Annotated in this window: 16 protein-coding genes; 3 read left to right on the top strand and 13 right to left on the bottom strand. The window is 47.8% G+C overall.

The window, feature by feature from the left end; all coding sequences use genetic code 11:
• The coding region (locus OXH39_22660; protein MCY3553273.1) for a nitrate reductase at positions 1-2,018 on the top strand (2,018 nt) is incomplete at its 5' end.
• Positions 2,019-2,086: 68 nt separating this feature from the next.
• Here the strand turns inward: OXH39_22660 and OXH39_22655 are convergent.
• The 8 genes from OXH39_22655 to OXH39_22620 all read right to left on the bottom strand — a co-directional run bounded on the left by OXH39_22655 (position 2,087) and on the right by OXH39_22620 (position 14,524).
• On the bottom strand, positions 2,087-2,926 hold the full coding sequence (locus OXH39_22655; protein MCY3553272.1) for a formylglycine-generating enzyme family protein: 840 nt from the start codon (positions 2,924-2,926) through the stop codon (positions 2,087-2,089).
• A 64-nt stretch (positions 2,927-2,990) separates the two neighbouring features.
• Complete coding sequence (locus OXH39_22650; GenBank protein MCY3553271.1) at positions 2,991-4,589, bottom strand: AAA-like domain-containing protein; 1,599 nt, start codon at positions 4,587-4,589, stop codon at positions 2,991-2,993.
• Between the two features lie 11 nt (positions 4,590-4,600).
• Complete coding sequence (locus OXH39_22645) at positions 4,601-4,786, bottom strand: hypothetical protein (GenBank protein ID MCY3553270.1); 186 nt, start codon at positions 4,784-4,786, stop codon at positions 4,601-4,603.
• A gap of 221 nt (positions 4,787-5,007) precedes the next feature.
• Complete coding sequence (locus OXH39_22640) at positions 5,008-7,995, bottom strand: cohesin domain-containing protein (GenBank protein ID MCY3553269.1); 2,988 nt, start codon at positions 7,993-7,995, stop codon at positions 5,008-5,010.
• Positions 7,996-8,419: 424 nt separating this feature from the next.
• The gene (locus tag OXH39_22635; GenBank protein ID MCY3553268.1) at positions 8,420-9,370 is read right to left on the bottom strand and encodes a D-2-hydroxyacid dehydrogenase; all 951 of its coding nucleotides are present in this window, start codon (positions 9,368-9,370) and stop codon (positions 8,420-8,422) included.
• 118 nt (positions 9,371-9,488) lie between these two features.
• On the bottom strand, positions 9,489-10,385 hold the full coding sequence (locus OXH39_22630; protein ID MCY3553267.1) for an HAD hydrolase-like protein: 897 nt from the start codon (positions 10,383-10,385) through the stop codon (positions 9,489-9,491).
• Positions 10,386-10,525: 140 nt separating this feature from the next.
• Complete coding sequence (gene gnd / locus OXH39_22625; GenBank protein MCY3553266.1) at positions 10,526-11,989, bottom strand: decarboxylating NADP(+)-dependent phosphogluconate dehydrogenase; 1,464 nt, start codon at positions 11,987-11,989, stop codon at positions 10,526-10,528.
• A gap of 462 nt (positions 11,990-12,451) precedes the next feature.
• Positions 12,452-14,524, bottom strand: coding sequence for a WD40 repeat domain-containing protein (locus OXH39_22620; GenBank protein MCY3553265.1), 2,073 nt, complete (start codon positions 14,522-14,524; stop codon positions 12,452-12,454).
• Between the two features lie 359 nt (positions 14,525-14,883).
• Here OXH39_22620 and OXH39_22615 point away from each other — a divergent pair, with 359 nt between their 5' ends.
• Positions 14,884-16,617, top strand: coding sequence for an ABC transporter ATP-binding protein (locus tag OXH39_22615; protein ID MCY3553264.1), 1,734 nt, complete (start codon positions 14,884-14,886; stop codon positions 16,615-16,617).
• A gap of 79 nt (positions 16,618-16,696) precedes the next feature.
• A complete protein-coding gene (locus OXH39_22610; GenBank protein ID MCY3553263.1) occupies positions 16,697-18,499 on the top strand; it encodes an ABC transporter ATP-binding protein in 1,803 nt (600 codons plus the stop codon).
• Positions 18,500-18,599: 100 nt separating this feature from the next.
• On the opposite strand, the gene OXH39_22605 is transcribed toward OXH39_22610, so the two are convergent.
• From OXH39_22605 to OXH39_22585, 5 genes are all read right to left on the bottom strand, one after another.
• Positions 18,600-19,178 carry a hypothetical protein gene (locus OXH39_22605; GenBank protein ID MCY3553262.1) on the bottom strand — a complete coding sequence of 193 codons (579 nt, stop codon included), beginning with the start codon at positions 19,176-19,178 and terminating at the stop codon, positions 18,600-18,602.
• Positions 19,179-19,225: 47 nt separating this feature from the next.
• Positions 19,226-20,086 (bottom strand): hypothetical protein, encoded by an 861-nt coding sequence (locus tag OXH39_22600; GenBank protein ID MCY3553261.1) that lies wholly within the window; start codon positions 20,084-20,086, stop codon positions 19,226-19,228.
• Between the two features lie 37 nt (positions 20,087-20,123).
• Positions 20,124-20,537, bottom strand: coding sequence for an aspartyl protease family protein (locus tag OXH39_22595; protein ID MCY3553260.1), 414 nt, complete (start codon positions 20,535-20,537; stop codon positions 20,124-20,126).
• A 65-nt stretch (positions 20,538-20,602) separates the two neighbouring features.
• Complete coding sequence (locus OXH39_22590; GenBank protein ID MCY3553259.1) at positions 20,603-22,531, bottom strand: hypothetical protein; 1,929 nt, start codon at positions 22,529-22,531, stop codon at positions 20,603-20,605.
• Positions 22,521-23,258, bottom strand: a complete 738-nt coding sequence (locus OXH39_22585; GenBank protein MCY3553258.1) for a phosphopantothenate/pantothenate synthetase — start codon at positions 23,256-23,258, stop codon at positions 22,521-22,523. Before OXH39_22585 ends, OXH39_22590 begins: the two co-directional genes overlap by 11 nt.
• Between the last annotated feature and the right edge of the window lie 273 nt (positions 23,259-23,531).

Genomic DNA, 23,531 nt, shown 5'->3' with positions numbered 1-23,531 from the left:
TTTCAGCGGACGACGATGTCGCCCCGAATTACGGTATGCTCTGTCCAAAAGGCGCGCATCTCAAACAAGTTTTTCAAAACCACGACGGAAGACTCGCCTATCCAATGATTCGCGATCGTCGGGGTGAAGCCCCTCGCGAAGTTTCGTGGGACGAGGCTATCGCTTTCACTGCGAATAGACTTCACGAGATCCAATTGGAGCACGGCAAAGATTCCATCGCGTTTTACGGCTCTGGACAGTTGGATACAGAGGCTTCCTACGTTTTCAATAAATTGTTCAAAGGCTTCCTTCGTACGAATAACGTGGACACGAATAGTCGGCTCTGTATGTCCTCTGCCGTGGTCGGTTACATGCAGGCGTTCGGTTCAGACGGTCCGCCGACCTGTTATGATGACATCCAGCACGCCGATGTCTTTCTGATTATCGGTGCGAATATGGCGGTGAATCACCCCGTTCTCTTCCAGATGATTCGGAAACGGCGAGCGGTAGAGCCGAATACACGGATCATCACCGTAGATCCGCGCCGCAGCAAGACAGCGGAATTTTCAGATATCCATGTACCGTTAGCACCCGGAAGCGATGTTGCCTTTCTCCAACTCATCGCCAAACGCCTCCTTGGGGTAGGACGGGTTAACAGTCGTTTCGTCCGAAGGAACACTGAAAACTTCAGTGCGTACGAAAACCATTTGGATAGTTTGGACGAGGACGCGCTTCTCGCTGCGTGTGATATTCACCCCGCGCGTATTGACGAGATCGTTGAATACCTTTCTAAACCGAGTCGTTTGCTCAGTTTTTACTGCCAAGGCACCAATCAAAGCACGAGCGGTGTTGACAAAAATGTCGACCTCATCAACCTGCACCTCCAGTTGGGTGAGGTTGGCGTAAGGGGTGCCGGTCCGTTTTCGTTGACGGGACAACCGAATGCGATGGGCGGTAGAGAGGTCGGTTACTTGTCGCATCAGTTGCCCGGTTATCGTGTTGTCACCAATGACATGCACCGTGCTTATCTGGAGGGTGCTTGGCGTGTACCACCCGGCAGCATTGATCCAAACCCCGGTTTAACGGCGGTACCGATGTTTGAGGCAGCCGCTGAAGGTGAGGTTCGCGCTCTCTGGATCGCCTGCACGAATCCCGCTGTCAGTATGCCCGATACAAAGGTATCGCAGGCAGGACTCCGTCGTGCTGATTTGGTCATCGTGCAGGATTGCTATTACCCGACAGAAACCGCCGAATATGCGGATGTGCTGCTTCCCGCAGCACAGTGGGGTGAAAAGCAGGGCACAATGACGAACAGCGAACGACTTGTCGTCCGAAGTGACCAATTCCTCATACCTCCGGGTGAGGCGAAACCGGATTGGTGGATATTCACGCAGGTCGCAAAGGCGATGGGATACAAGCGGAATTTCGACTTCTACACGGTTGAGGAGGTATGGGATGAGTATCGGCTTCTGACGGCAGGCACGCCGTGCGATCAGATGGGGATGACGAATGAACGTCTCGCAAAAACCTCACTGCGCTGGCCCTGTCCACATCCACGGCATCCCGGCACGGCGCGGCGATACGTCCGCACGAAGTTTTTTACCGATTCCGGGAAAGCACAATTCAAAACGCCGGTCTATCAACCGCCCGATGAGGACGTAAATGAGGAGTTCCCGCTCGGTTTGACGACAGGACGGATAGAGAGTCAGTGGCATACGCGTACCCGAACAGGCAAAGTGCCGCAGCTGGTCCGTAAGGACCCAGAACCGTTTGTGGAAATCCATCCGGACGATGCTGTAGAGAACGGTGTTGAAGACGGTGAGTGGGTCTATCTTGTCGGACGACGTGGACGGTGCTATGCGAAGGCAAGAGTTACCGAATCGATTCGACGTGGCTTGCTTTTCACTCCGTTCCATTGGGGCGATCTCTTCCATGCCGAAACCAATGCGAATTACGTGACAAATCCTGCTTTCGATCCCGTATCTAAGCAACCAGAGTTGAAATTCTGTGCCGTGCGGATTGAGTCTCATGATTCGTAGGTGTGAACCAAAATGTGTTGTAGGGCGAGGTCTTGTGCCTCGCCATCTTTTTCGATGCAATCGAAGCGTTAAGGTTTTGTATCCTTCACGCAACGGAAACCGAGATCGAAGTCTGCATACCTCGGCGGAGATTCAGCGCGCGTAGAAACCTCAACGCTTTGATGCTCGGTGACCAAAGATCCGCCACGTAACACGCGCGGGGTGTGAACATTTTTGAAGTCACCTGTCATATCTTGAATGCGAGTTGCGCCTGCAATTGGATTCCGACGCGGGGAATCTCTGTAAAAATTACCCTGGTATTCGTCAAGACACCATTCCCATACGTTGCCCGACATATCATAGAGACCGTAATTGTTGGCAGGATAGGTGCCGACAGCAGTGGTATCCCCAACATTTCCGTTGTAGTTTGCCCTGGTTACATCAATTGAAGTACCCCATGGGTAGTTTTGATGTGCCCATCCGCCGCGTGCTGCGTATTCCCACTCCGCTTCTGTCGGCAGCCGTTTGCCTGCCCACGTTGCGTAAGCCATCGCTGCATGCCAACTGACCCATGTAACCGGATGCTCCTCTTTACCATCAGGATAGTTATTTCCATTCCAATTCTCTAAGTAAGTTCCTTCATGGAATCTTCTGTCAATACGCCCTTTTTGCCATTCCGGGTTGGCAAGGACAAATGCCTTGTATTCGGCATTGGTGACTTCGTATTGATCCATATAGAACGCGTCCAGATGGACCGTATGGACGGGTTGTTCAGCAGGTGTGTTATTACTTCCCATCTCGAACTCGCCTCCGAAAATCAGTACCATACCTCCGGGCACAGTCTCTTCGCCTTCAGGCACAGCCACCGAGACACGAACAGCAATGGAAATAGCCGCAATGCTTGTTAGGATTAAGACAAAGGTTTTCATCAATGCCTCCTAAGTTGTTCCCGACCTCGCCATTTGATGTTGCCTGAGATGGGTGATATGAAAATCACGTTGCAGGACGTTCTTGCACCACAGGAACAACGTAACTCCGAATCGTCCGTCCATCTATCGTCTCTGTCTCTGTCCGCGGTTTTGGCACCTCGCGATGATCGAACACTATGTAGTAACCCTCCATAACACCTTCTGTCGCCAGATACGTCGCGAGTTGTTGCTTCCCTACGGCATAACCTCTTTCACTTCTCCAAATCTTTGTTTCAACGATATATTTTTTTTCGTTGTGGAGAATGAGCAGGTCCATTCTACCGCGACCTGTTGGGACTTCCATATACATTGCCCCGTTCACGCTGGTAACGAACTGATCAAGATAGGCAAAGAGGAGATGCTGTCCGATGAACTCTTGGGGTGTTTCAGGGACTTGCAGGATCCTAAAGCCAGCGCGGGCAATGAAGTCCTGGAAGTTATTCAGGAGTTGTTCCATCTGAATGTGTCCATCGGACGTGAGATACTGAAATCCATCGGTATCTTCGGGGAAATAGTCGCGCTCCAGTCCATTGACTACCGGTTTGAACGCTTGTAGCGTGCAATACAAATAAATTGGATTGGCAATCTTACACATCCTGTCAGTGCCTTTCGTAAGGATACCGTACGTGGCGAGTTCATTAACAAGTTCATTGCGTAGATTGAAGGGAACACCTTCATCGTACAACATGATTCGCATCAGAAGACTTTCAAAGCGGGGGTTTCGGCGGATGTTGGTGGTCAAATGTGTTAGGTTCGTATTGTTTTCATCCACAAGTTGTATGTGTGCTGCTGAAAAGTGTGCCAATGTAATCGTTTCAGTTTTCGGGATGTCCAGTTCCTCTGTGAGTATCTGGGCGAATCGGTTAACAAGGAAGGGTTGGCCCCCTGTCTGTGTATGAATGGATTCAATCACTTCTGGGGCGAAGATTTGCTCCACCTCGTCGGTGTATTGTCCAAACAGTTCTTGCACTTGTGTGAGTGTAAAATTGGACAAGGCAAAATCGTCATGGATATTGAATGGGGAGACAGAGCGATCATAATCAAGTTGTGCAATACTTTTGACACCTACAATGCCAAGGCTATGCGGACATTGAAACGTGGTGTCAGTGACATAAGTATGTCGAAACGCGTGCAGAAAACCTTTCAAGGCAGATGTAGGGATGCCATCAAACTCGTCAATAATGAGGACGATTTTCTGCGAATTTTCCCCGTACTTCAGGAAACGCTGGACCTGTTCAAAAAATTCCATCATTGACAAATGGTTGGTTATCTGGGCATTATTGAGAAAATGTTTTAGTGCTGCGTCAAGTGCCTCTCCGCGTCTTTGGAAAACGCGTTCAATTGCCTTACTAATCTGTTTGGTGAGAGATTCATAAAATTCGGAACGACTGCAGTCCACATATATCTCAAAATTCAGTTGAATAGGAAAGTAAGTTAAGTCTTCAGCTGTGAGGACTTCAACGGCGCGTTGGAAAAAAGTTGTCTTCCCTGTCTGCCGCGGGGCGAAGATGACAATATAACGTCCCTCCTTAACGCGCTTTACGAACTCCGCGAGTTCGTCAGTCCGAGCGACAACATAGTGCTGTTCAGGGTTCACAGGTCCCTGTGTACCAAACCTTCTCATATAGCCAAATCTCACTGGAATATGGGTTCATCGAGTAAATCCAAAACCTCTTGTTCTAGAGCACGCGATCGCAGTATATCCAAGGCATCTTGGTCTGTGAGATCAATGATTTCCAAAATTCGTTCCCTGACCGTTGCCGCAATGTTCGGTTCCCACTCGCGTAACTTCGCATCTAATTTTTCAACTAATACGTCCATTGATTCTTCTCCGTTAGTTTATTTATTCAAAAAACCAATAAGCGTTACCATAACCATCATTAAAATAATACGGCATTTGGAAAGAAGATTCAAGAGGAAAATATACCTGAAAAAGGGTGATCTGGTGCTTTCCGTAGACAAGTTGTTGTTTGACGGTAGCAGTGTCTTCTTTAGGCGAGTACAGGTGGGCACGGTGCCCACCCTTACGGTATTGCTTTCAATTACTTCCTTATCAACATCTTACGCGTCGCTGAGAAGTCGCCAGCTGTAAACCTATAGAAATAGACACCACTCGCCACGGGTTCACCAAGTGCGTTTTTCCCATCCCAATACGCGGCATGACTCCGGGATTCGTAGATACCAACAGCCTGATACCCTAACGCTAGTGTCCGAACCAATGTTCCATCCGCAGCGTAGATGGAAATGCTGACATCCGCAGACTCCGCCAATTGATATGGAATCCATGTCTCTGGATTGAACGGGTTCGGATAGTTCGGTAGAAGTGCTGTCTCTTTGGGGGTCAGGGTGGCGAGAAGCCGCTCCAGCATCAGAAGTCCGCGCTGGAAAGTTGAATCTGTCAAGTTCATCTGCCTCGCTTGATGCAACCACTGTTCGACTTGTTCTCTTGTAGGAGTGACCTCAGTATGGCGACTCCATACTTCAGGTGCGGCGGCTGTGTTCCCGAATGCGGCGGCGACCAAAGTCAAATCAATAATATTGACGATACCATCACCATTGACATCCGCACTGTTTTGACCACTCTTGCCGAAGCTTGACGCAACCAGCGTTAGATCGATGATGTTGACGACACCATCCTTATTGACATCCTCTGGCAGTTTCGGAGGTTCAGTAATATCAGCGTTTTCTATTTGTGGCGTTGAACTACCACCCTCACTATCCGTTAATAACACATCTGATAAACGTACAGTGGAAGCTTTGGCAGCGACGACCTCAAACGTTATTGTTGCCAGTGTGCCGCTTCCATCGCTTTTGCCACCGAGAGCCGTTGATGCAAGGGTAACGGTATTTCCTTCGGAGACAGGTGGCACAAAGAACGCACCTTTGGGAAGATAGTCTCCGTTGGTGCTCTCCACATAGCGGAGGGTAGTGGCATCGAATTCCACGGTTGCCTGATAACCTGCGACATCTTCTCCTTTTGCGATTTTGAGAGACAGTGTAAGTTGTTGTCCAATAGCAGGTGACTGCACCGGGGAAGGTGATAGACTTACAGTTGTGTTTGGTGTGGCCGGAGGGCTTGGTGTAGTATCTGGGATGTCAGAAGGAGTGAGATCCCACAGCATCACAGTTCCATCGCCGCTTCCACTCATAAGTGTACTCCCATCTGGGGAAAATGCTATAGAATTAATATAACCCGTATGTGCTAGAATGACGCGCGTTAGTTCTCCAGTGTGGGTATCCCAGAATATGATGTTCCTCCAGCATGTACTAGCGAGTGTGTTACCATCCGGAGAATACACGATAGAAATAACTGGATTCTTATGTGCTTTAAGGGTACGCAGGAATTCTCCTGAACGAGGATTCCACAATCGGATCATATAGTCTCTGTCCCCACTAGCGAGTGTGCTGCCATCAGGAGAAAATGCTACGGAATAAATCCTATTATTATCAAAACTGTTATTCTTATTCAGTAGTGTCTGTAGGAGGCGCCCAGTGCGTACATCCCACAATTGGATCGTATTGCCGCTACCACCGCTGGCAAGGGTCATGCCATCGGGAGAAAATGCCACGGAATAAGCATAGCCTGTCTTACTGGTTCTAAGAGTATGTAGGTGTTTGCCGGTACGTACATTCCACAAGCGAATCTGTTTAGACACGTTCCAGAGTTGGGTGGTTTCTGAATCTGCTGCCCCGCTGGCGATCATACTACTGTCGGGCGAGAATGCAACAGACAAAACTGCGCCTTTATGTCCAGTGAGAGTGTGTAGGTGTTCCCAAGTGCGGGTATCCCAGAGCTTAACCTGTCCCCAGCGCTCACCCCCGCCAGAAGCAAGAGTACTGCCATCGGGTGAGAAAGCAAGAGCATTAACCTTCCCAGAATGCCCTATAAAGGTGTGCCTATGTTGTCCTGAATGGGGATCCGATAACATAATTGTACCATCTTCATACCCACTTGCAAATATGCTACCATCGGGCGAGATGGCTACGCTATAAATAGATCGCGTATGCCCTTCAATGATATGCTTTTGTATGTTTGTGTTCGTATTCCAAAATCTAACCTCTGTCCAACTTGCACTTGCAAGTGTGCGCCCATTTGGGCTGAACGACATACTTAAAATAGGAGATGTGTGTCTCTCTAAAGTCCGAAGATGTACCCCAGTGCGTGCATCCCAGAGACGAATCTCCCGGTCAGCTCCTCCACTCGCAAGTATTTTACCGTCTGGAGAAAACGCTACAGAATAAACACCACCCGTGTGACCACGGAGAGTCTGCCAATGTTTTCCAGTACGTGCCCCCCACAATTTAACTCCGCCTCTACCCTCTGCGCTAGCAAGTGTAACATCATCAGAAGAAAACGTAACAGCATAGCCCACGTCTACACCAGAACTTGCCAAACGTTCCCCAGTGTTGACATCCCACAGCCGAATGGCATTATCACTTCCAGTAGCAAGAAATTTGCCATCCGGAGAGAATGCTACTGAGTTAACGTCAAATGAGCCAGAGAAAACAATATAGTTTTTTGGTATCATCCTAAAGGTGCGTAGGAGCTGACCTGTATCGGTATCCCACAGTCGAGCTGTATTATCGCGGCTTCCGCTGACAAACATTTTGCCGTTGGGAGAAAACGCCACAGAAGTGACATCACCCGTATGCTCTTCAAGGGTATTCAAGAGTTGTCCGGTGTGTGCATTCCATAACCGAACCGTGTTGTCGGCACTTCCGCTGACAAGCATTTTGCCATCCGGGGAATAAGCCACGGAATTGACCGGTTGGGTATGTTCGGTGAACAATGCAACTTCAGCATAAGTGTTTGCATCATATATCCAAATACCGATAGAACTTGACACCGCAAGCCGCGTACCGTCCGGTGAATACGCGATATCACCCGAAATCCACCCTTTACCGAGGCGCACTTTCACTCCTTCGGGTAAATTCCATTTTGTATAATTTTGGGCAAAGGTGTTGGGTAGGTATGGAATTGATATGAGCAGGAACGTTGAAAATATAGAAACTAACGTTTTCTTTATCATGGAATCTTCCCTTTTTCAGTAAGAAGTTGGAACTCAACCGAGTCAATCATTTTTTAAGTTTCCGAAAAGCCTCTGTAATTTTTGAGGCATCGGATTACAATCTCTTTGCAGAGCAATTATATTAAAAAATCATATATAGTCAATAATATATTTTTAATTAATAATTTTATATTTACCTCAACATGACTAATTATAAGCTGCTTCCTCTTAAGCATGAATAAAGAATACCAAATTTACTCGAAGTTGTGGGAGTAGATCGCGTATGGATCTGAGGGAAGGAACTCACAGTTTTCTGAACAAGGCAGCATCTGAGCGTCCAATCCGAAGAAGATCAAAGTGATTCTTAAGTTTGAACAAAAAAACGGGTGGAAATCACTCCATCCACCCGTGTAGGCTTTGTAGATTGCTTGCTAAATATGGAGGCCTAAAAACCGAGTTGCTTGTTCACAATATTCTTCAATTCTTCACCCTTCAGATACCGTTCCAAGTTATCCAAGAAAAACTCGGTGATACGGCGCGCACGATGCTGTGAACCTCCCGCCGAATGCGGTGAAATGATAACGTTGTCAAAATCCCACAACGGACTATCTGCTGAGAGTGGTTCGATCTCGGTGACGTCCAAGCCAGCCGCAGCAATTTTATCGGCTTTCAGAATTTCAATCAGATCTGGTTCGTTGACAATCGGACCGCGGGCAATGTTGATAAAAAACGCCGTCGGCTGCATCACAGATAGATTATCCTTATTGATAAGACCCCGTGTCTCTTCCGTCAACGGACACGCAATCATCACGACATCCACTTGGCTCATTACATTTGAGAGTTGATCCATCGGCACCAATTCATCAACGTTATCCGGTTTATCGGTGCGATAGGCATCGACACCGATGACGTACATATCGAATCCTTTTGCGCGTTTCGCCATCTGCATCCCGATGCCACCCATCCCAACGATACCGATCTTGAACCCGTCAATCTCGATCATTGGCATTGTCCTTGAGCCGCCCCATTGGTGTTTGTCCTGATTCCGAACGGATTCGTGGATACCGCGTGCCAAGCCGAGTAGGAGTGCGAACGCTTGGTCAGCAACATGTGTTCCATATAAGCCAGCAGCGTTTGTCAGCAGAACATCACTCTCACGGAGCGCGGGGTACATGTGCCTGTCCATACCCGCACTCGTGGATTGAATCCATTTGAGATTCGGTAGGTGCGGGAAGAGGTCCTCGCTACAGTAGCCGTAGAAGATATCGGCATCTTTGCCTTCTTCAATGAGTTCCTCGCGTGAGCTTGGGGTTACAAAGGTGTGTTCATCGCCGACGATGCTTTCCAATCTCTGGAGGAGTTCACCTTCAACACGTCCTTGAAGTAGAATTTTCATAGATTTCCTTCCATAATGTAATATAGGTAATTAGAAGGGTGGAAAGATGGAAGGGTGGAAGAATGGAAAAGTTCGTCTTCCAACCTTCCCTTCTTGCTTCCATCCTTCCGTTTTCTCTTTATTGCCACGGTGGGGTTTCCGGCAACAATTCCTGAAATTTGTCAATCAACGCGTCCTCATAAGCACCGGCGTATTGTCCGTCAAAGAATTTGCCCATCGCTTCATCGAGGAACAGTTGCCACGATGTGTCCTCGGAACCCGGATTGACAGGGAAGAACAACGCACCTACATCCTGTGCTGCTTTCAGATCGCCGGGTGAATCACCGAGCATCAAGACTTGGTTTTCGGGGTACCTGTCTTTCGTCGTTATCGTAAGATGCTCTGTTTTTGTGCCCATCTCCTGTCCGGCGATCAGTGCGACATAGGTGTCGATTTCGTGTTCAGCCCATTCCCGTTGGAGAGCCTCGTCCGGTGTAGCGGAAACAACAATGACATCCGATTTTCCCTGAAGTCGTTGCAATGTCTCTAAAACGCCCGGAAACGGGGGGAGGTTATAGACAATTTCTTCGACACTTTCGTTCACACCGAGACTCCATTCCATGACTTGGTTGAGTTCGTCGAGCCTCTCACCGGTGGCGTTGTCGATTGCAGTTTGGAGTGCGGGATTGCCGAGTTTCGTTTCCGTTTCCGACCATTCGCGTAGGTAGGGCAGTTCCGGCACTACGACACCCATCTTCTGCACGAGCGACATCTCGCGTAAGAAATCGCACACCAGCAGGATCGCTTTGAACCGATTCGTGCCACGCGTCTTTGAGTAGAGATTCACGAAATCCCATGCCTGATGTACCTGCCGCGAGATAGATGCCAAGCCGAAATGTTTGACGAGGTTCACGCTAAAGCAGTCGTTGTGTTTGACCTCCATGCTATTGAAAACGCAACCGTCCGAGTCAATACCGACGAAAAATTCGTGCTGCGGTTCAAAATCGTATAATGCTTGTTGTGGTCCGTGTTCCATAAACGCTCCCTTTTAGGAGTTATCAGTTATGAGTTTTTAGTTAGGAGCCATCTTGTGGCAGTTGAGGTTACTGGTCAAGCAACAGCAAACCTCTTTAACTGACGACTGAAAGGTTTTTCGCAGAAAAACCGTACTGACAACTATTCAACAATAACTTCTGGACGACCTTCCAGCATCCATTCAGTGTGAAACACCGTCGGCTCGCCATCTTTTCCGAGGATCGTGTTCCCGTCCCCATCGAGTTTGTGGTAGGTGTGCGCGCCGAAATAATCACGCATCGCCTGAATCAGGTTCGCAGAGAGTCTGCCGCTGCGGTAACTATCGAAATAGGCTAAAGCGGAGCTGAACGCCGGGATAGGTACACCGAGCTGCGTTGCTGTACCGATAACACTGCGCCAGTTGGGTTGTGCAGTTTCAAGTACATCTCGGAAGTAAGAATCGAGCATTAGGTTCGGCAGTGCAGGGTTTCGCTCGAACGCCTCTGCAATCCGATGCAGGAATTTCGCCCGAATTATACATCCGCCTCGCCAGCCTAAGCTGATCTTGCCGAGGTCCAGATCCCATCCAAACTCCTCGCTTGCCTCCCGCATGAGGGCAAAACCTTGGGCGTAAGAACAGATTTTCGCGGCGTAAAGCGCGTCGTGAATCGCTTTCAATGTTTCATCTCGGTTGCCTTGGTATGTTCCCGCCGGTCCTTGGATAACCTGTTCTGCCGCAACACGTTCGGTCTTGACTGCAGAGATACACCGCGCAAAAACCGCCTCAGCGATTGTGGGTGCGGAGATACCGAGATCCAACGCGGAGATACTCGTCCATTTGCCGGTACCCTTTTGTCCCGCTTGGTCCAGCACGACATCAACGAAAGGTGTCCCGCTACTATCGAGTTGTGTGAAGATGTCTGCCGTAATTTCGATGAGGTAAGAATTTAATTCGCCACTATTCCATTCGCTGAAGACCTCGTGCATCTCGTCGGCGTTCATTCCCAAGATACTTTTCATTAGGGAGTATGCTTCACATATCAGTTGCATGTCGCCGTATTCGATGCCGTTGTGCACCATCTTGACGTAATGCCCTGCACCGTCCGGTCCAATGTAAGAACAGCACGGTGTGCCATCTACCTGTGCCGCAATCTTTGTAAAGATCGGTTCCACAAGCGCGTAAGCCTCGGCTGAACCGCCGGGCATCATTGCGGGTCCTTTGAGTGCCCCTTCTTCACCGCCGGAGATACCTGTGCCGATAAACAAAACATCCTGTTCCGCCAACTCAGCATGTCGTCGGACAGTGTCGTTAAAATTAGAGTTTCCGCCATCAATAATGAGGTCGCCCTTTGAGAGATGCGGGACCAACTGTGCGATGAACGCGTCAACCGGTTCTCCTGCTTTCACCATTAAGATAATTTTTCGGGGACTGTCGAGTTTCTCAATCAGTTCTGGAATGGAATGTGCGCCAGTGATATTTTTGCCTTTTGCAGTACCTGAAATGAAAGCGTCCACGCGTGAAACAGTCCGGTTAAAGACCGCCACCTCAAACCCTTTGCTTTCCATGTTCAGTGCGAGGTTTTCGCCCATCACTGCTAATCCGATGAGTCCAATATCTGCCGCCAAATCTGTTTCCTCCTATGATAGTATGCATTTTTCATATCATAAACTACAAGAGGCAATGCTGTCAATATATTTTTTGTGAGAGGCAGTCAGAGAAATGGTTATCAGTTATCGGTTTGCCTCGCAATGAGAGTTTTCAGTAACAGCAGTCGGCGGTCAGCTATCAGTAAAGAGTCGTTTAATTGAGGGTCGTAAATCCTTACAGTGCTGTAGGTTGGGTTGAACAGCGTTGGAAAGGGTAATATTGACCCCCCAAACACAATTCAAACACTATACTCTGTTACAGGAGCGAGTGAAACCCAACTGAATGCCGTTGGGTTATAGAAAAATCGTTGGGTTTCACTTAGTATCTCTTTGATGTGGTGTGTCCGGTGCCTTTATTTTTTGATTCTCACGGTTTTGATGAAATCCGTTCAACCCAACCTACGTTCTGATACCCTTATTTTTAAAGTTTGTTAGTAGACTTTACGAACCTATAAAGGGTTTCAAATCCCAGAGGAGAGTTGTGCACTCAAAACTGCCAGTTGCCAAAAGTGTGCTATCCGGTGAGAATGCGATCGACTGAATGTCTGTCGGATGTCCCCAGAGTGTCGCAATATTTTCACCGTTTGCGACATCCCATAACCGAATTGCCATCTTCTCCATGCCTTCCTCCCACCAAGTGCCGGATGCAACGTACTTACCGCACGGTGAGAATGCCAATGCCCAAGGTGCCCGCTTCTCTGGATGTGGTATTACAAAAAGGGTTGTTAAGGTTTCGGCGTTCCATAAACGGAGTTCGCCGGACAGTCCACCCGCGATCAAGTTCCCACACGGTGAAAATGCTATATCCATAAGTGTGTGAGGTTCACCTAATGGCAATGTGGCAATTTCTTCACCGGATTCAACATCCCATAGCCGTGCGATTCTATCATCTGAGCCGCTTACCAGTCGTTTGCCATCTGGCGAGAAGCACACCGACCAAATATGCTCGGTATGCCCTATGAGCGGTTTTAACCGCGCCTTACGTATGAAATCGTATAGATAGATAGTGCCTTCCCTACTTCCAACCGCGAGTAGATCACCTGTCGGTGCAAACGCTATATTCCATATCAACCGGACCGGATCGGTTTCAGTGAATTCTGCAATTGGTGCGTCAGGTTTCTCGGCATCCCAAACTTTGATGTTATTATCTTCACTATGGGCAGATAGTATGTTTCCAGAGGGCAACACAGTAAAAGAGGTAATACGCTGATCTTCCAATAACGTTTCCCGAACCTGTTTACTTTCAACATCCCATAACACAATACCGTTGCGATACCCTCTTGTTGCCAGTGTTTTGCCATCTGGCAAAAACATAACTGGATCTGGGAAGTAGGCAGATTCACGAATTGTTGAAAATGTATGTATGTTGCGAGTCTGATTCTTTTTATTAGGCGTAGTGTCGGCGCGCATGTCAGCGAGAGCCATCTGCGGGAACTTTCTGAACCATGCGGCATCAATACTCCTCGGATGTAGCTCTGGAATCTGTATTTTTTCACGGCGTTCCATATTCCAGATTTCAATGGTGTCTTGCCCATCTATAATCGCGAATAACCCCCCATCTGTCGAATAAAATGGCACTGTCCGAGATGTTCCAAAGTTTTCATAAACCCGCTTTTGCAAGCCCTTTGCCACGTCCCACACGTGTAGGCTTTTATCTCTACTACTGGATGCGACGAAATTACTGCAAGGCGAAAAGATAATAGCGTCTACCCAGTCGCTATGTGCTGCAAAATGAGCAATGCATTCCGCCTTCGCTATATCCCACACTGAGATGCATCGGTCAACGCGATCGTCACCACTGGATAATTCATCGGGAGTCGCGCCCGCCAGCAGGCGACTATCTGGAGAGAAACTAAAATAATTTCCACCCGCAAACTTGAAAATTAACTTACCTGTCTCAGGACACCAGATGTAAGTTTGTGTGCCTTCTGTGCCAAGGTTACCTGCAGTCGCAGCGACGTACTGTCCATTTGGGGAGAATTCCAATCCATAAATATCAGCTGATACAACTTCACGTTCACCTCGATCCATCTCTGCGATGCACACACCGCGATGGACATCTAACACCTCAACGATGCCGCTAAAATTCGCGGTGGCGATCCATTTACCATCCGGGGAAAAGTCAATGTGCCAATAAACATTATGTTCTTCTGTTTGCTTCATCTGTGCAAGGCACTCACCACTCTGAATATCCACCACCTTAATGATACCGTCATAATTGGCGATAGCGATCCACTCACCATCTTGCGAGAAATCGACAGCGGAGATCATTCCGCGTTCTGTTTCCCACAATGCTATAGGCGACTTTGACGACATTTCATACCACCAGAGACCTATACGGGTTTGAACGGCGAAATACACGCCGCCGGGAGGGAGTCCCAGTTTTGGTCCTCCACTGGACAATGCAATTCCTTTCCCAAGTCGGGCGATCGCGCCTTCTGGTAATGCCCATGTAATTCCTTCGGTGTCACTCGGCACGACATTGAATGGTGCCGGTCTTCTTTGTTGTTTCATATTTACTCCTTGATGATAATTTTGTGTATGTTGTCATAAAGGTTGTATAGACACGTTTCACTGCGTTATAGACAGATGATAATTCATCTGTACGCATTCTTGGATGCACTTTTATGCGTTCTTGAGAAGTCGTGAGCGCGAGGAAATACCGAAACAAAAACACTCGCTCCTACAGGAAGATGCCTCTTGGCATTCCCGAAAACTTGATTAAACAGATACCTGAAATTTACGTCAAAATATAAAACACCCGCTTTCTTAACATAACGCTACACGGCATAACGCACGCGCCGGAAAGGAGCCTCACCATTCGCAGTTTACTCGGTCTCAAGAAGTATGTCATTCGGTATCGGTTCGCCATTATATTCAGCTTCTTTCTCGTGCTTGTGACGAATGTGCTTCTCCTGATTAGCCCAGAGATTCTCCAGACAGTTGTTGATGAGTTGGAACTCGCTTGGAGAAGTGCTTATGACCCGACCTATGTGGGTCCAAGCTTTACAATATCTCCAGAACGAATTCTCTTTTTCGCGCTGCTCATCTTTGGGGTTGCGCTTGTTGCGGGTATCCTGCGCTTCATCCAACGGCGCACCATTCAAGGTGTCGCACGGCAGATGGAGTTTCACCTCCGTGCCGACTTCTTTCTTCATCTCCAAAAACTCTCCGCTGCGTATTACGATAACGTCCGTACTGGCGATCTAATGACGCGTGCAACGAGTGATCTAAACGCCATCAGAATGGTGCTGAGCAGTGCTATAATGTATACAGCAGATGCGATCGTATTTTTCGGGCTCGCGCTTGTTATCATGCTGCGCATTTCCCCGACCTTGACGTTTGTTGCCCTGCTGCCCTATCCAGTGCTTGCACTCCTGATTCGCTTTCTTGGAAAGCGGTTGCATGCACATTATGAGCGTATCCAAGAATCGTTCTCAACGTTGAACACCAAGGTGCAGGAGAATTTGTCAGGTGTCCGTGTTGTGAAAGCGTACACACTTGAAGCAAGCGAAATCGAACATTTCCAAGAATTGAACCAAGAGTTTGTTGACCGGAACCACCAACAGATCCGACTGATGACCTTCTTTTTCCCAATCTTCCGCTGTTTGCCGGGGATCGGTATTGTCGTCCTGCTTTGGATGGGTGGACTCCATGTTATCGGCGGCGAAATGTCGCTCGGGGATTTCGTCGCGTTTAACGCCTACCTCATGATGCTCATCCGTCCGATGATTACTCTCGGCTTTATCGTCAACACTTTTGAACGCGGTGCAGCGTCTATGGGGCGAATCCAAGCCATCCTTGATGAAAAACCAGAAATCTTTGATGATGAACAGGTGAAATGGGGTATCAGGGATATTGAAGGTGAGATCGAATTTAGACACCTTAATTTTGCTTATCCCGACGGAACGCCCGTGCTTAAGGACATTAACCTCAAAATTGAACGCGGTAAGACGCTCGCAATTGTCGGTGGAACGGGGTCAGGGAAATCCACACTTGTCAATCTGATTCCACGCATCCGTCAAGCAGAACGTGGCACCGTTTTTGTGGATGGCGTAGACATTCAGGATATACCGCTAAGAGTTCTCCGATCCAACATCGGAGTCGTCGAGCAGGAACCGTTTCTTTTTTCTGACTATTTGCGAAACAATATCGCCTACGGTCTCGAAACACCAGAGGAGGAGCAGGTGAAAGCCGCGGCGCATACCGCGGACCTCCTCGAACAAATTGAGGAATTTCCCAACGGATTAGAAACTTTCCTCGGCGAACGTGGCATGACAATTTCAGGGGGACAACGTCAACGGACCGCACTTGCCCGCGCAATCATCATTAAACCGAAAATTCTGATTCTTGATGACGCATTCGCAAATGTGGATACCCAAACAGAAGACACGATTCTCAGTCGGCTTGCCGAAATTATGAAGAATCGCACGACAATCCTCATTTCACACCGTATCTCTACCGTCAAGGGTGCTGATCACATCGTTGTTCTTGATGAGGGCAGCATTGTTGAAACCGGCACACACGAACAACTGCTTGACCAGAACGGGATTTATGCCGGTATCTATGAAACACAACTTTTACAAGAGGAACTTGAAAAACTGTAATCTGCGCAGCTATCGGTATGCTGTGTAAACGCGCAGAGCGACGACGTATTATCGAAGGAGGAATCCACCTGTGTTTGGCATGGGAAGCGACCTATACGAATATAGCGATGAGGAGCAAGACCTCGGAAAAGTCTATGACCGAGTGTTGATGAAACGCCTTCTGGCGTACCTCAAACCTTACAAATTCCAGCTGTTCATCATCGGATTTCTTATGGTGGGGAGTGCGCTGTCGCAATTGGCGGGCCCGTTTCTGATGCAGCTTGCGATTGACGAGTATATTAACCCCGGTATATCAGAAGGATTAAGTACAATCGCTATTCTTTACGTGTTGGCATTGATTAGTGTGTTTGTGTTTGGTTACTTTGAAGAGTATCGCACACAGATGATCGGACAACATGTAATGCACGATCTCCGTCAGACACTTTTTTCGCATTTACAACGCTTGGACGTACAGTTTTTTGATAAAAATCCGGTCGGTAGGTTGATGACCCGTGTTATGGGAGATGTTCAAGTCCTCAACGAACTCTTTGCCTCCGGTGTGATTACGATCTTTGCGAATCTGCTCCGTATCATCGGGATTGTCGTGGTGATGCTTCTCTATAATTGGAAGCTTGCTCTCGTGACGTTCGCAGTAATCCCAATCATCTTCGGCGCGACGCTTGTCTACCAGATCTATTCGCGTCGCGCCTTCCGAGAACAACGTAAGCAGCTTGCGCGAATCAATGCTTTTCTACAAGAAAACATCGTCGGTATGACAACCATGAAGCTGTTCGCACAAGAACGACGGAGCCATCTCCGCTTCAACGAGCGTAACCGGAGATACCTCGCTGCCAACCTGAAGAGCATTTTCTATTTTTCGATCTTTCACCCGCTGATAGAGGTAACGGCATCGCTCGCAACAGCCGTGATTATCTGGTATGGCGGCGGGCAAATTATACAAAACGCGCTGACCTTTGGTGTACTGGTGATGTTCATGGGCTACGCGCAACAGTTCTTCTGGCCCATCCGCGAGCTGAGCGAAAAATATACCATCTTCCAAAACGCGATGGCATCCTCGGAACGGATTTTTCAACTCCTTGATACACAACCGACTATCATTTCTACCGCCCCTAAAAAAGGTACCCAAGGTCTGAAAGGCGAGATTGAGTTCCGAAATGTCTGGTTTGCCTACAACGACGAGGATTACGTTCTACGGGATGTATCGTTCAAGGTGAAACCGGGCGAGAAGGTTGCGCTCGTAGGGCATACGGGTGCAGGGAAAACCTCTATCATCAACCTGCTCTGTAGGTTCTATGAGATCAATAAAGGGCAAATCCTGATTGATGGTGTCGATATCCGTGAGATGAACTTAGAGGATCTGCGGAGTGCCATCAGCATTGTGCAACAGAACATCTTCCTTTTTTCAGATTCAATTGAGCGGAATATCACGCTGGGGGATCCGTCAATTTCACCGGAGCAGGTGGCGAATGCATCAAAGAATGTACATTTGGATAGGTTTATCCAGAAGATGCCCGATCTCTACGGAACGGAGATTAAAGAAGATGGGGCGGGGTTATCGGTTGGGCAGAAGCAGCTGGTTGCCTTCGCGCGTGCGTTAGCCTCGGATCCAAGTGTACTTATCCTTGACGAAGCCACTTCAAGCGTTGACACCGAAACCGAAATCCTGATTGAGGACGCGTTGAAACGTCTGATGGAAGATCGAACATCTGTTGTCATCGCGCACCGGCTCTCGACGATTCAAAATGCGGATAGGATTATCGTGATGCACCGCGGCGAAATCCGGGAGACCGGCACGCACAACGAGTTGTTGCAACAGGAAGGTATCTATTATCGGTTGTATCAGTTGCAGTATAAGGGACAGGAGACAAAAAAGGGTTTGTAAGCGGTTAGACTTCTTCTATAGTCCAGCGGACAGCATTTCTGTAGAAAAACTATGCGGTCAAAATATTCGTAATACCTCGATCTTTTTCTTTCGTTCTGTTTCACGACTGAAAAATATCACCTTCTTTGCAATAATTGTTAATCCATCTATCCCAATCCGCAGAATCTCTTTTTAGAGTCATTCTGTATTCTATATTTTCATTATTTACTAAAGCTTGAGTTCCATGTGCGCGAGAGGCTTTCAACCTTTTCCTTTCTAATTCCATTTCTGCGTGTGTTAAAACAAATGTGGTCGCCCCATCATCAGAGATTGACTGAATGATGTAATCGCAATCCTGCCAAGGTCTAATCTGAACAATATTAACAGCATTACCTTGATTGTAACCAAAGCATTTATACTCATAGTATCTGCTATTCTTTTTAAAATCCCCTCTATTTTCATCTTTACTAACCTTTTCACAACCATGCTTTTTGATGAAATAGTTTTGCCACAGAGGACTTCTTGATTGGGGTGTCAGCACACTACTGATTTTGTAAAAGTCTTGTTCAGAGATTTCTTGTTCAAAGGTTAAGTCAATTAATTCATCCTTAACCCTTTCTACACTATCCTTTAGTCTTCTACTTTTATCTATGCTGTCTAAGATGGCACGTATCGTTTTCTTTAGTTCTATCCGGTTCATGGCATTTTATGGTGAAGATGTAGGCAGTTTTTCTTGGCACATTTGTGCTAAAGGAGATCAAATAAGTTCCCCTGACTTTCTTCAGTTCTATTTGGCTCGTGGCATTTTATATATTGTTCCAAAAATTCAAATTTTGTTAGCCAATATACGCCGCCGTTTGCACAAGAATTTCCATTCCAATCAACTGCTTTGATTCTGGATATTAAATCTTCTACTGGAATTTTTGACTTAAGGAAGTAGCCTCTATTGTTTGGTGTCGGCGTTTTTGTAATTCTTTTTGGAGAAGCACCGAATACAAATATGTCAAAATCGTCTTTATTGGAAAATTTAAAATCATCAGTTTCTGTATAGGCATTCGGATTAATCCTTAAATCTTTTCCCTCTGATTTATCAAAAATGAAGAAACTTGCAGGCACATGATATGCCTCCCCTTCTAATGTAAAACAATCCCTTCCTAATTCAGTGATGGAGACTATTCGCCAATCATAAGGCAATATTTTTTGCCGTGTATGTTTTCTATAAACATCTGGTAAAATAAAAGCAATTGTTTGGACATTACTAAATGAGAGGGCATGAGATATAAATTTTGAAGATAGTTTTTGATATTGACCAAACGGCGGATTCCCTATAACCAATACGCGCTCGTATATTTCACTAATGTTGTAATTGAACCAGTCACCTTTAATAATCTCATCATGTTGCGGATCAATATCGATTCCTATTTTGGTGTCATGTTCGATATTTTTGTAAAAAGCACCATTCCCCGCAGAGGGTTCTATGACGCAATCATATATGTAGGGTAATTTATTTACTTCATCTAAACACCTTTTGACGACTTCCTGTTTCGTGTAGAACTTATCCAGGATTCTACTGCCGTTTTTGTATTTTTTTCTCCAAACGTGAGCCATTCTTCGCTCTCCTTTAGCGTTGTCTTTTTTCGGAAATTCAGAGGATTTTTATCGTCCACGCGCCGCCGTGTGCTGGATTGTGAATCAATCCGTTTTTTATGTCAACACAGAGGTCAAGAGCTTCCAGGATCATGTGCCCAACGAGGACCGGAGCATCCTCAGGAAGGTCCGTTACCTGGATGGAGTGGCTCCGTTCCAAGACGGTGTATTTCACTTCTGAATAAAAGGTGCGCTCCGCAGGCCCATTTGCAGTTTGCACGCGGATATTTCGGAGCGGGGTAAGCCCGAGCTGCTGAACAAGCGATCCGGGAAGGCAGAGCCCTGTTGCTCCAGTATCAACAAGAGCATTTTCGATAGTGAGTCGTCGCACATCTTCGGAGTTAATAATGCCTGCTTCTGCGAAATGCAGATCTTTCAGATTTTCGAGTTCAATTCGGGTTGTATGTTCCATTTTTTCTTTCTCCTTCGTTTTCTGAATTTTAGCACAAATTCGGGCTGAATGTCAAGCATCTTACATCAATGCCACACGATATAAGTCGGCATTTGCAGCACCAATCCGATGAGGCTCCAGACACATCCAAGCGTATAATCCCCCAAGATCAATCCCAAAAAGAACGGCACGGCTTGCCGATAAAGTTTCACACCACCAATCTTTAGTAGGGTTGCCTTCGCCAACCAACTGAGGAAAATCGGAAACCATAAGCCACCCATCCCTGTCCCGCTCACGAGCACATAACCGCCCGGATGCAGGGGCCACCATAGAAATCGAATCTTCATAATCATCAAGAATATCGTGAACAGAAAACTGCTACCGATAACGCTGAGTTCCGGCACACTCGTTTCTCGTGGACTGACAAGCCATGTCTGTAAGCGGTTGAACGTCTCCCATCCCATATAGACGATCCAGCCGCGCGCCTTGCTCCCCGCTCCCATATCGTAAAGAACGTGCAGGTACGCCCAGAACGTTATCAGGATGCCGAACACAATCGCCAATATCATCCCGATAAGCAATTGACGGTATCCGATACGACTCCGCTCTGCCAAGCGAAATGCCTCTAATTCGCTGGGTGTCGGATGTGCACGGAAACAGCGGACAAACGGATAAAGGAACGTTAGTCCTGTCAGATTACCTGCACCGAGTCGGCGTGTTCCGAGGGCAAGCACCATTGTCCGCCCGGGATCAACAAAAATGAGTTGATGGAGCGGCGGTCCAATCTCGGCACGGATACGCGTGATACCGATAACTAACGGAAAGTAAAACAGAAAGAATAGCCCGATTGCCCAGAACGTCATTCCCATCTGATGACAAAAGAAGAAGAGAAATAGCATCCCGACGGTAAATAACCCCGCAGCAGTGCGATAACGCATCGGTTCACGAGAGTCATCAGGCGCGGTTTCACCTCGGCGTTGCCCAATGCCAAAAACCTTACGGATAATGCGTCCATAGTGCCGTCGCCCCATCCACAACGGGATACATCCAAACGCAATCCACGCACCCGTCTGCTGTTCAAGGTGATAGATGTTCCGCGCCCCGAATGCGTCCGTTACAATCAGTTGGATACGACTGAAAAGCCAGAAAAACCAGCAGGAGAACGAGAGATCCAGCGGCGTGAAGAACATCAAACCGATGCTAAACGGATAGAAAGAGATATGAATCGGCCCCATCGCACTCCACGGCTTTGAACTGAATTGCCCGATTGTTTTACCTTTGATTGGTAGTCCGGGGACATCTGGAAACAGGTAGTTCAACCCGTTCAGCAATTCCGCGCTCCCTGCGAGTGCGAATCCGAGCCACATCCACGGGGAGGTAAAAAAACGTTTTGGATTGCTCGTCAATGCCAACGGGAGTTGAACAATCGGATAATTCAGGCGTTCATTTTCCGTCCACTGCTTCCGAAGAAAGACCGTTACGGCTAATAACGTCAACCAGAGTGCAATCACAAAACTCGACCACGCCAGCACCGGCGGTATCCACGCGTTCAAAATATGGGAAGTATAGAGCGTAGAATCTCCTTCGTAGAAACCGTCCAAAATCCGTGGACTTTTGACGGCAATCCACGTCGGGATGTGGTGCCCAAAGAGCGGAATCCATTCGTTTTCTGGAGATGCGAACTGAAAGGCGTGGGCGAGGACGGGAATGAGATAGCCCATCATCGTGTGTCCGCTGATAGTCGTTAGCATCACAACCATCACGTAGATGGTCTGCAAATCCGCCTGCGACATCGCCAACCGAGGTAGGAATCGTTGGAGCAGTAGGTTGACAAGCACGAAGACGAGAAGTGTGAAAACTGCGTTGAAGAACAGAGAGGCGATCGTCAGCTGCGTGGAGTGCCACACCTCCGTCCCCATCAGGCACCAGTAACTATTAAAAGCGACGAGAGCCAACCCAATCAGCAGAATATGCGGTTTAACAAGGTTCTTTTTCCCGTTTCCCTTAGTTTCCATTCCCGCTCCTGCTGATATGCCGTAACGCCTTCTGTAACACCGCTTCGTTGCTGTATTTTTTCAGAGCATCTTGTGCTGTAGAATCGTTGAAGTTCCGAATCTCGCCGCATAACAGTGGGAGTGCCCGCACAACGTTATCCACAATCGTGATACTCGCTTGCTTTGCGGTGCGCGACATCGGGTTCAGGTCGACAGTCACGATCTCCTTACCCATCTTTCGGAGTGCCTCACATCGGTCGCCATCCTCCAGCGGCACGAAGACGACATCCGCTTTAAAGATTCCCTCTGGATGCACAAACTTCCGGTTGGAGTTGATATAGGAGAGTTGCGCCTCGGTTGTAGGCATCAGCACATCTGGAGCACCGTGCTTCAGCAGGTATTCCCGGATTCTCTCTTCCCGTCCCGTTTCCGTGTGAAAGATATTCACCTCTAACGGCGCGTCCAGGATCTGCCCCAGTTGGATGAGTGCTTCGGGTGCCAGTGCTGCCACATTCCCGTTGACGGAGATGACGGGGTGTTCTGCCAAACGGAGCATCGCTGCCGCAACATGAATCGCCTCAATCGCAAACGGCTGTGTCGTCTCCCCGATGAGGTAATCAAACGCCTCCCCACGTCCATGCGCGATGAGTCCGTGGATAGAGGTAATCCCTTGCTCTACGCCTGCAACGATGGTATCTCGGAGTGTGAGTGAAAGGTATCGGGGATGTGTTTTCGGAACGTCGCTCAATTGGGTAGCACCTCAGCAGAAGTTTCCATCTATTATACCGCCTTTTGCATAAGTTTGCAAGGGACGGTGTGTAACCGAATTCCGGCTCAGATTTGACAAATTCCAAGCGTTCCAGTACAATATATTTAAACTCCGTAAGAGGGACATGTATGAAGTTTAATTATTTAAATCGGTAATTCCGATTTTCCCCAGTCCGGTAGGTGCGGTTTGGAACCGCACCATAGGTGTCAATTTAGGGTTTCTGTGCTCTTGTAGGTTGGGTTGAACGGCGTT

This window comes from Candidatus Poribacteria bacterium (assembly GCA_026702755.1).
Lineage (GTDB): Bacteria > Poribacteria > WGA-4E > WGA-4E > WGA-3G > WGA-3G.
The sequence above is the reverse complement of the archived record's forward strand: the minus strand, read 5'-3'. Positions and strand labels throughout refer to the sequence as shown.

Bases quoted from the DNA above. Each gene is read 5' to 3' on its own strand.
- OXH39_22655 (MCY3553272.1), bottom strand. From the start codon at position 2,926: ATGAAAACCTTTGTCTTAATCCTAACAAGCATTGCGGCTATTTCCATT.
- OXH39_22650 (MCY3553271.1), bottom strand. From the start codon at position 4,589: ATGAGAAGGTTTGGTACACAGGGACCTGTGAACCCTGAACAGCACTAT.
- OXH39_22645 (MCY3553270.1), bottom strand. From the start codon at position 4,786: ATGGACGTATTAGTTGAAAAATTAGATGCGAAGTTACGCGAGTGGGAA.
- OXH39_22640 (MCY3553269.1), bottom strand. From the start codon at position 7,995: ATGATAAAGAAAACGTTAGTTTCTATATTTTCAACGTTCCTGCTCATA.
- OXH39_22635 (MCY3553268.1), bottom strand. From the start codon at position 9,370: ATGAAAATTCTACTTCAAGGACGTGTTGAAGGTGAACTCCTCCAGAGA.
- OXH39_22630 (MCY3553267.1), bottom strand. From the start codon at position 10,385: ATGGAACACGGACCACAACAAGCATTATACGATTTTGAACCGCAGCAC.
- OXH39_22620 (MCY3553265.1), bottom strand. From the start codon at position 14,524: ATGAAACAACAAAGAAGACCGGCACCATTCAATGTCGTGCCGAGTGAC.
- OXH39_22610 (MCY3553263.1), top strand. From the start codon at position 16,697: ATGGGAAGCGACCTATACGAATATAGCGATGAGGAGCAAGACCTCGGA.
- OXH39_22605 (MCY3553262.1), bottom strand. From the start codon at position 19,178: ATGAACCGGATAGAACTAAAGAAAACGATACGTGCCATCTTAGACAGC.
- OXH39_22600 (MCY3553261.1), bottom strand. From the start codon at position 20,086: ATGGCTCACGTTTGGAGAAAAAAATACAAAAACGGCAGTAGAATCCTG.
- OXH39_22595 (MCY3553260.1), bottom strand. From the start codon at position 20,537: ATGGAACATACAACCCGAATTGAACTCGAAAATCTGAAAGATCTGCAT.
- OXH39_22590 (MCY3553259.1), bottom strand. From the start codon at position 22,531: ATGGAAACTAAGGGAAACGGGAAAAAGAACCTTGTTAAACCGCATATT.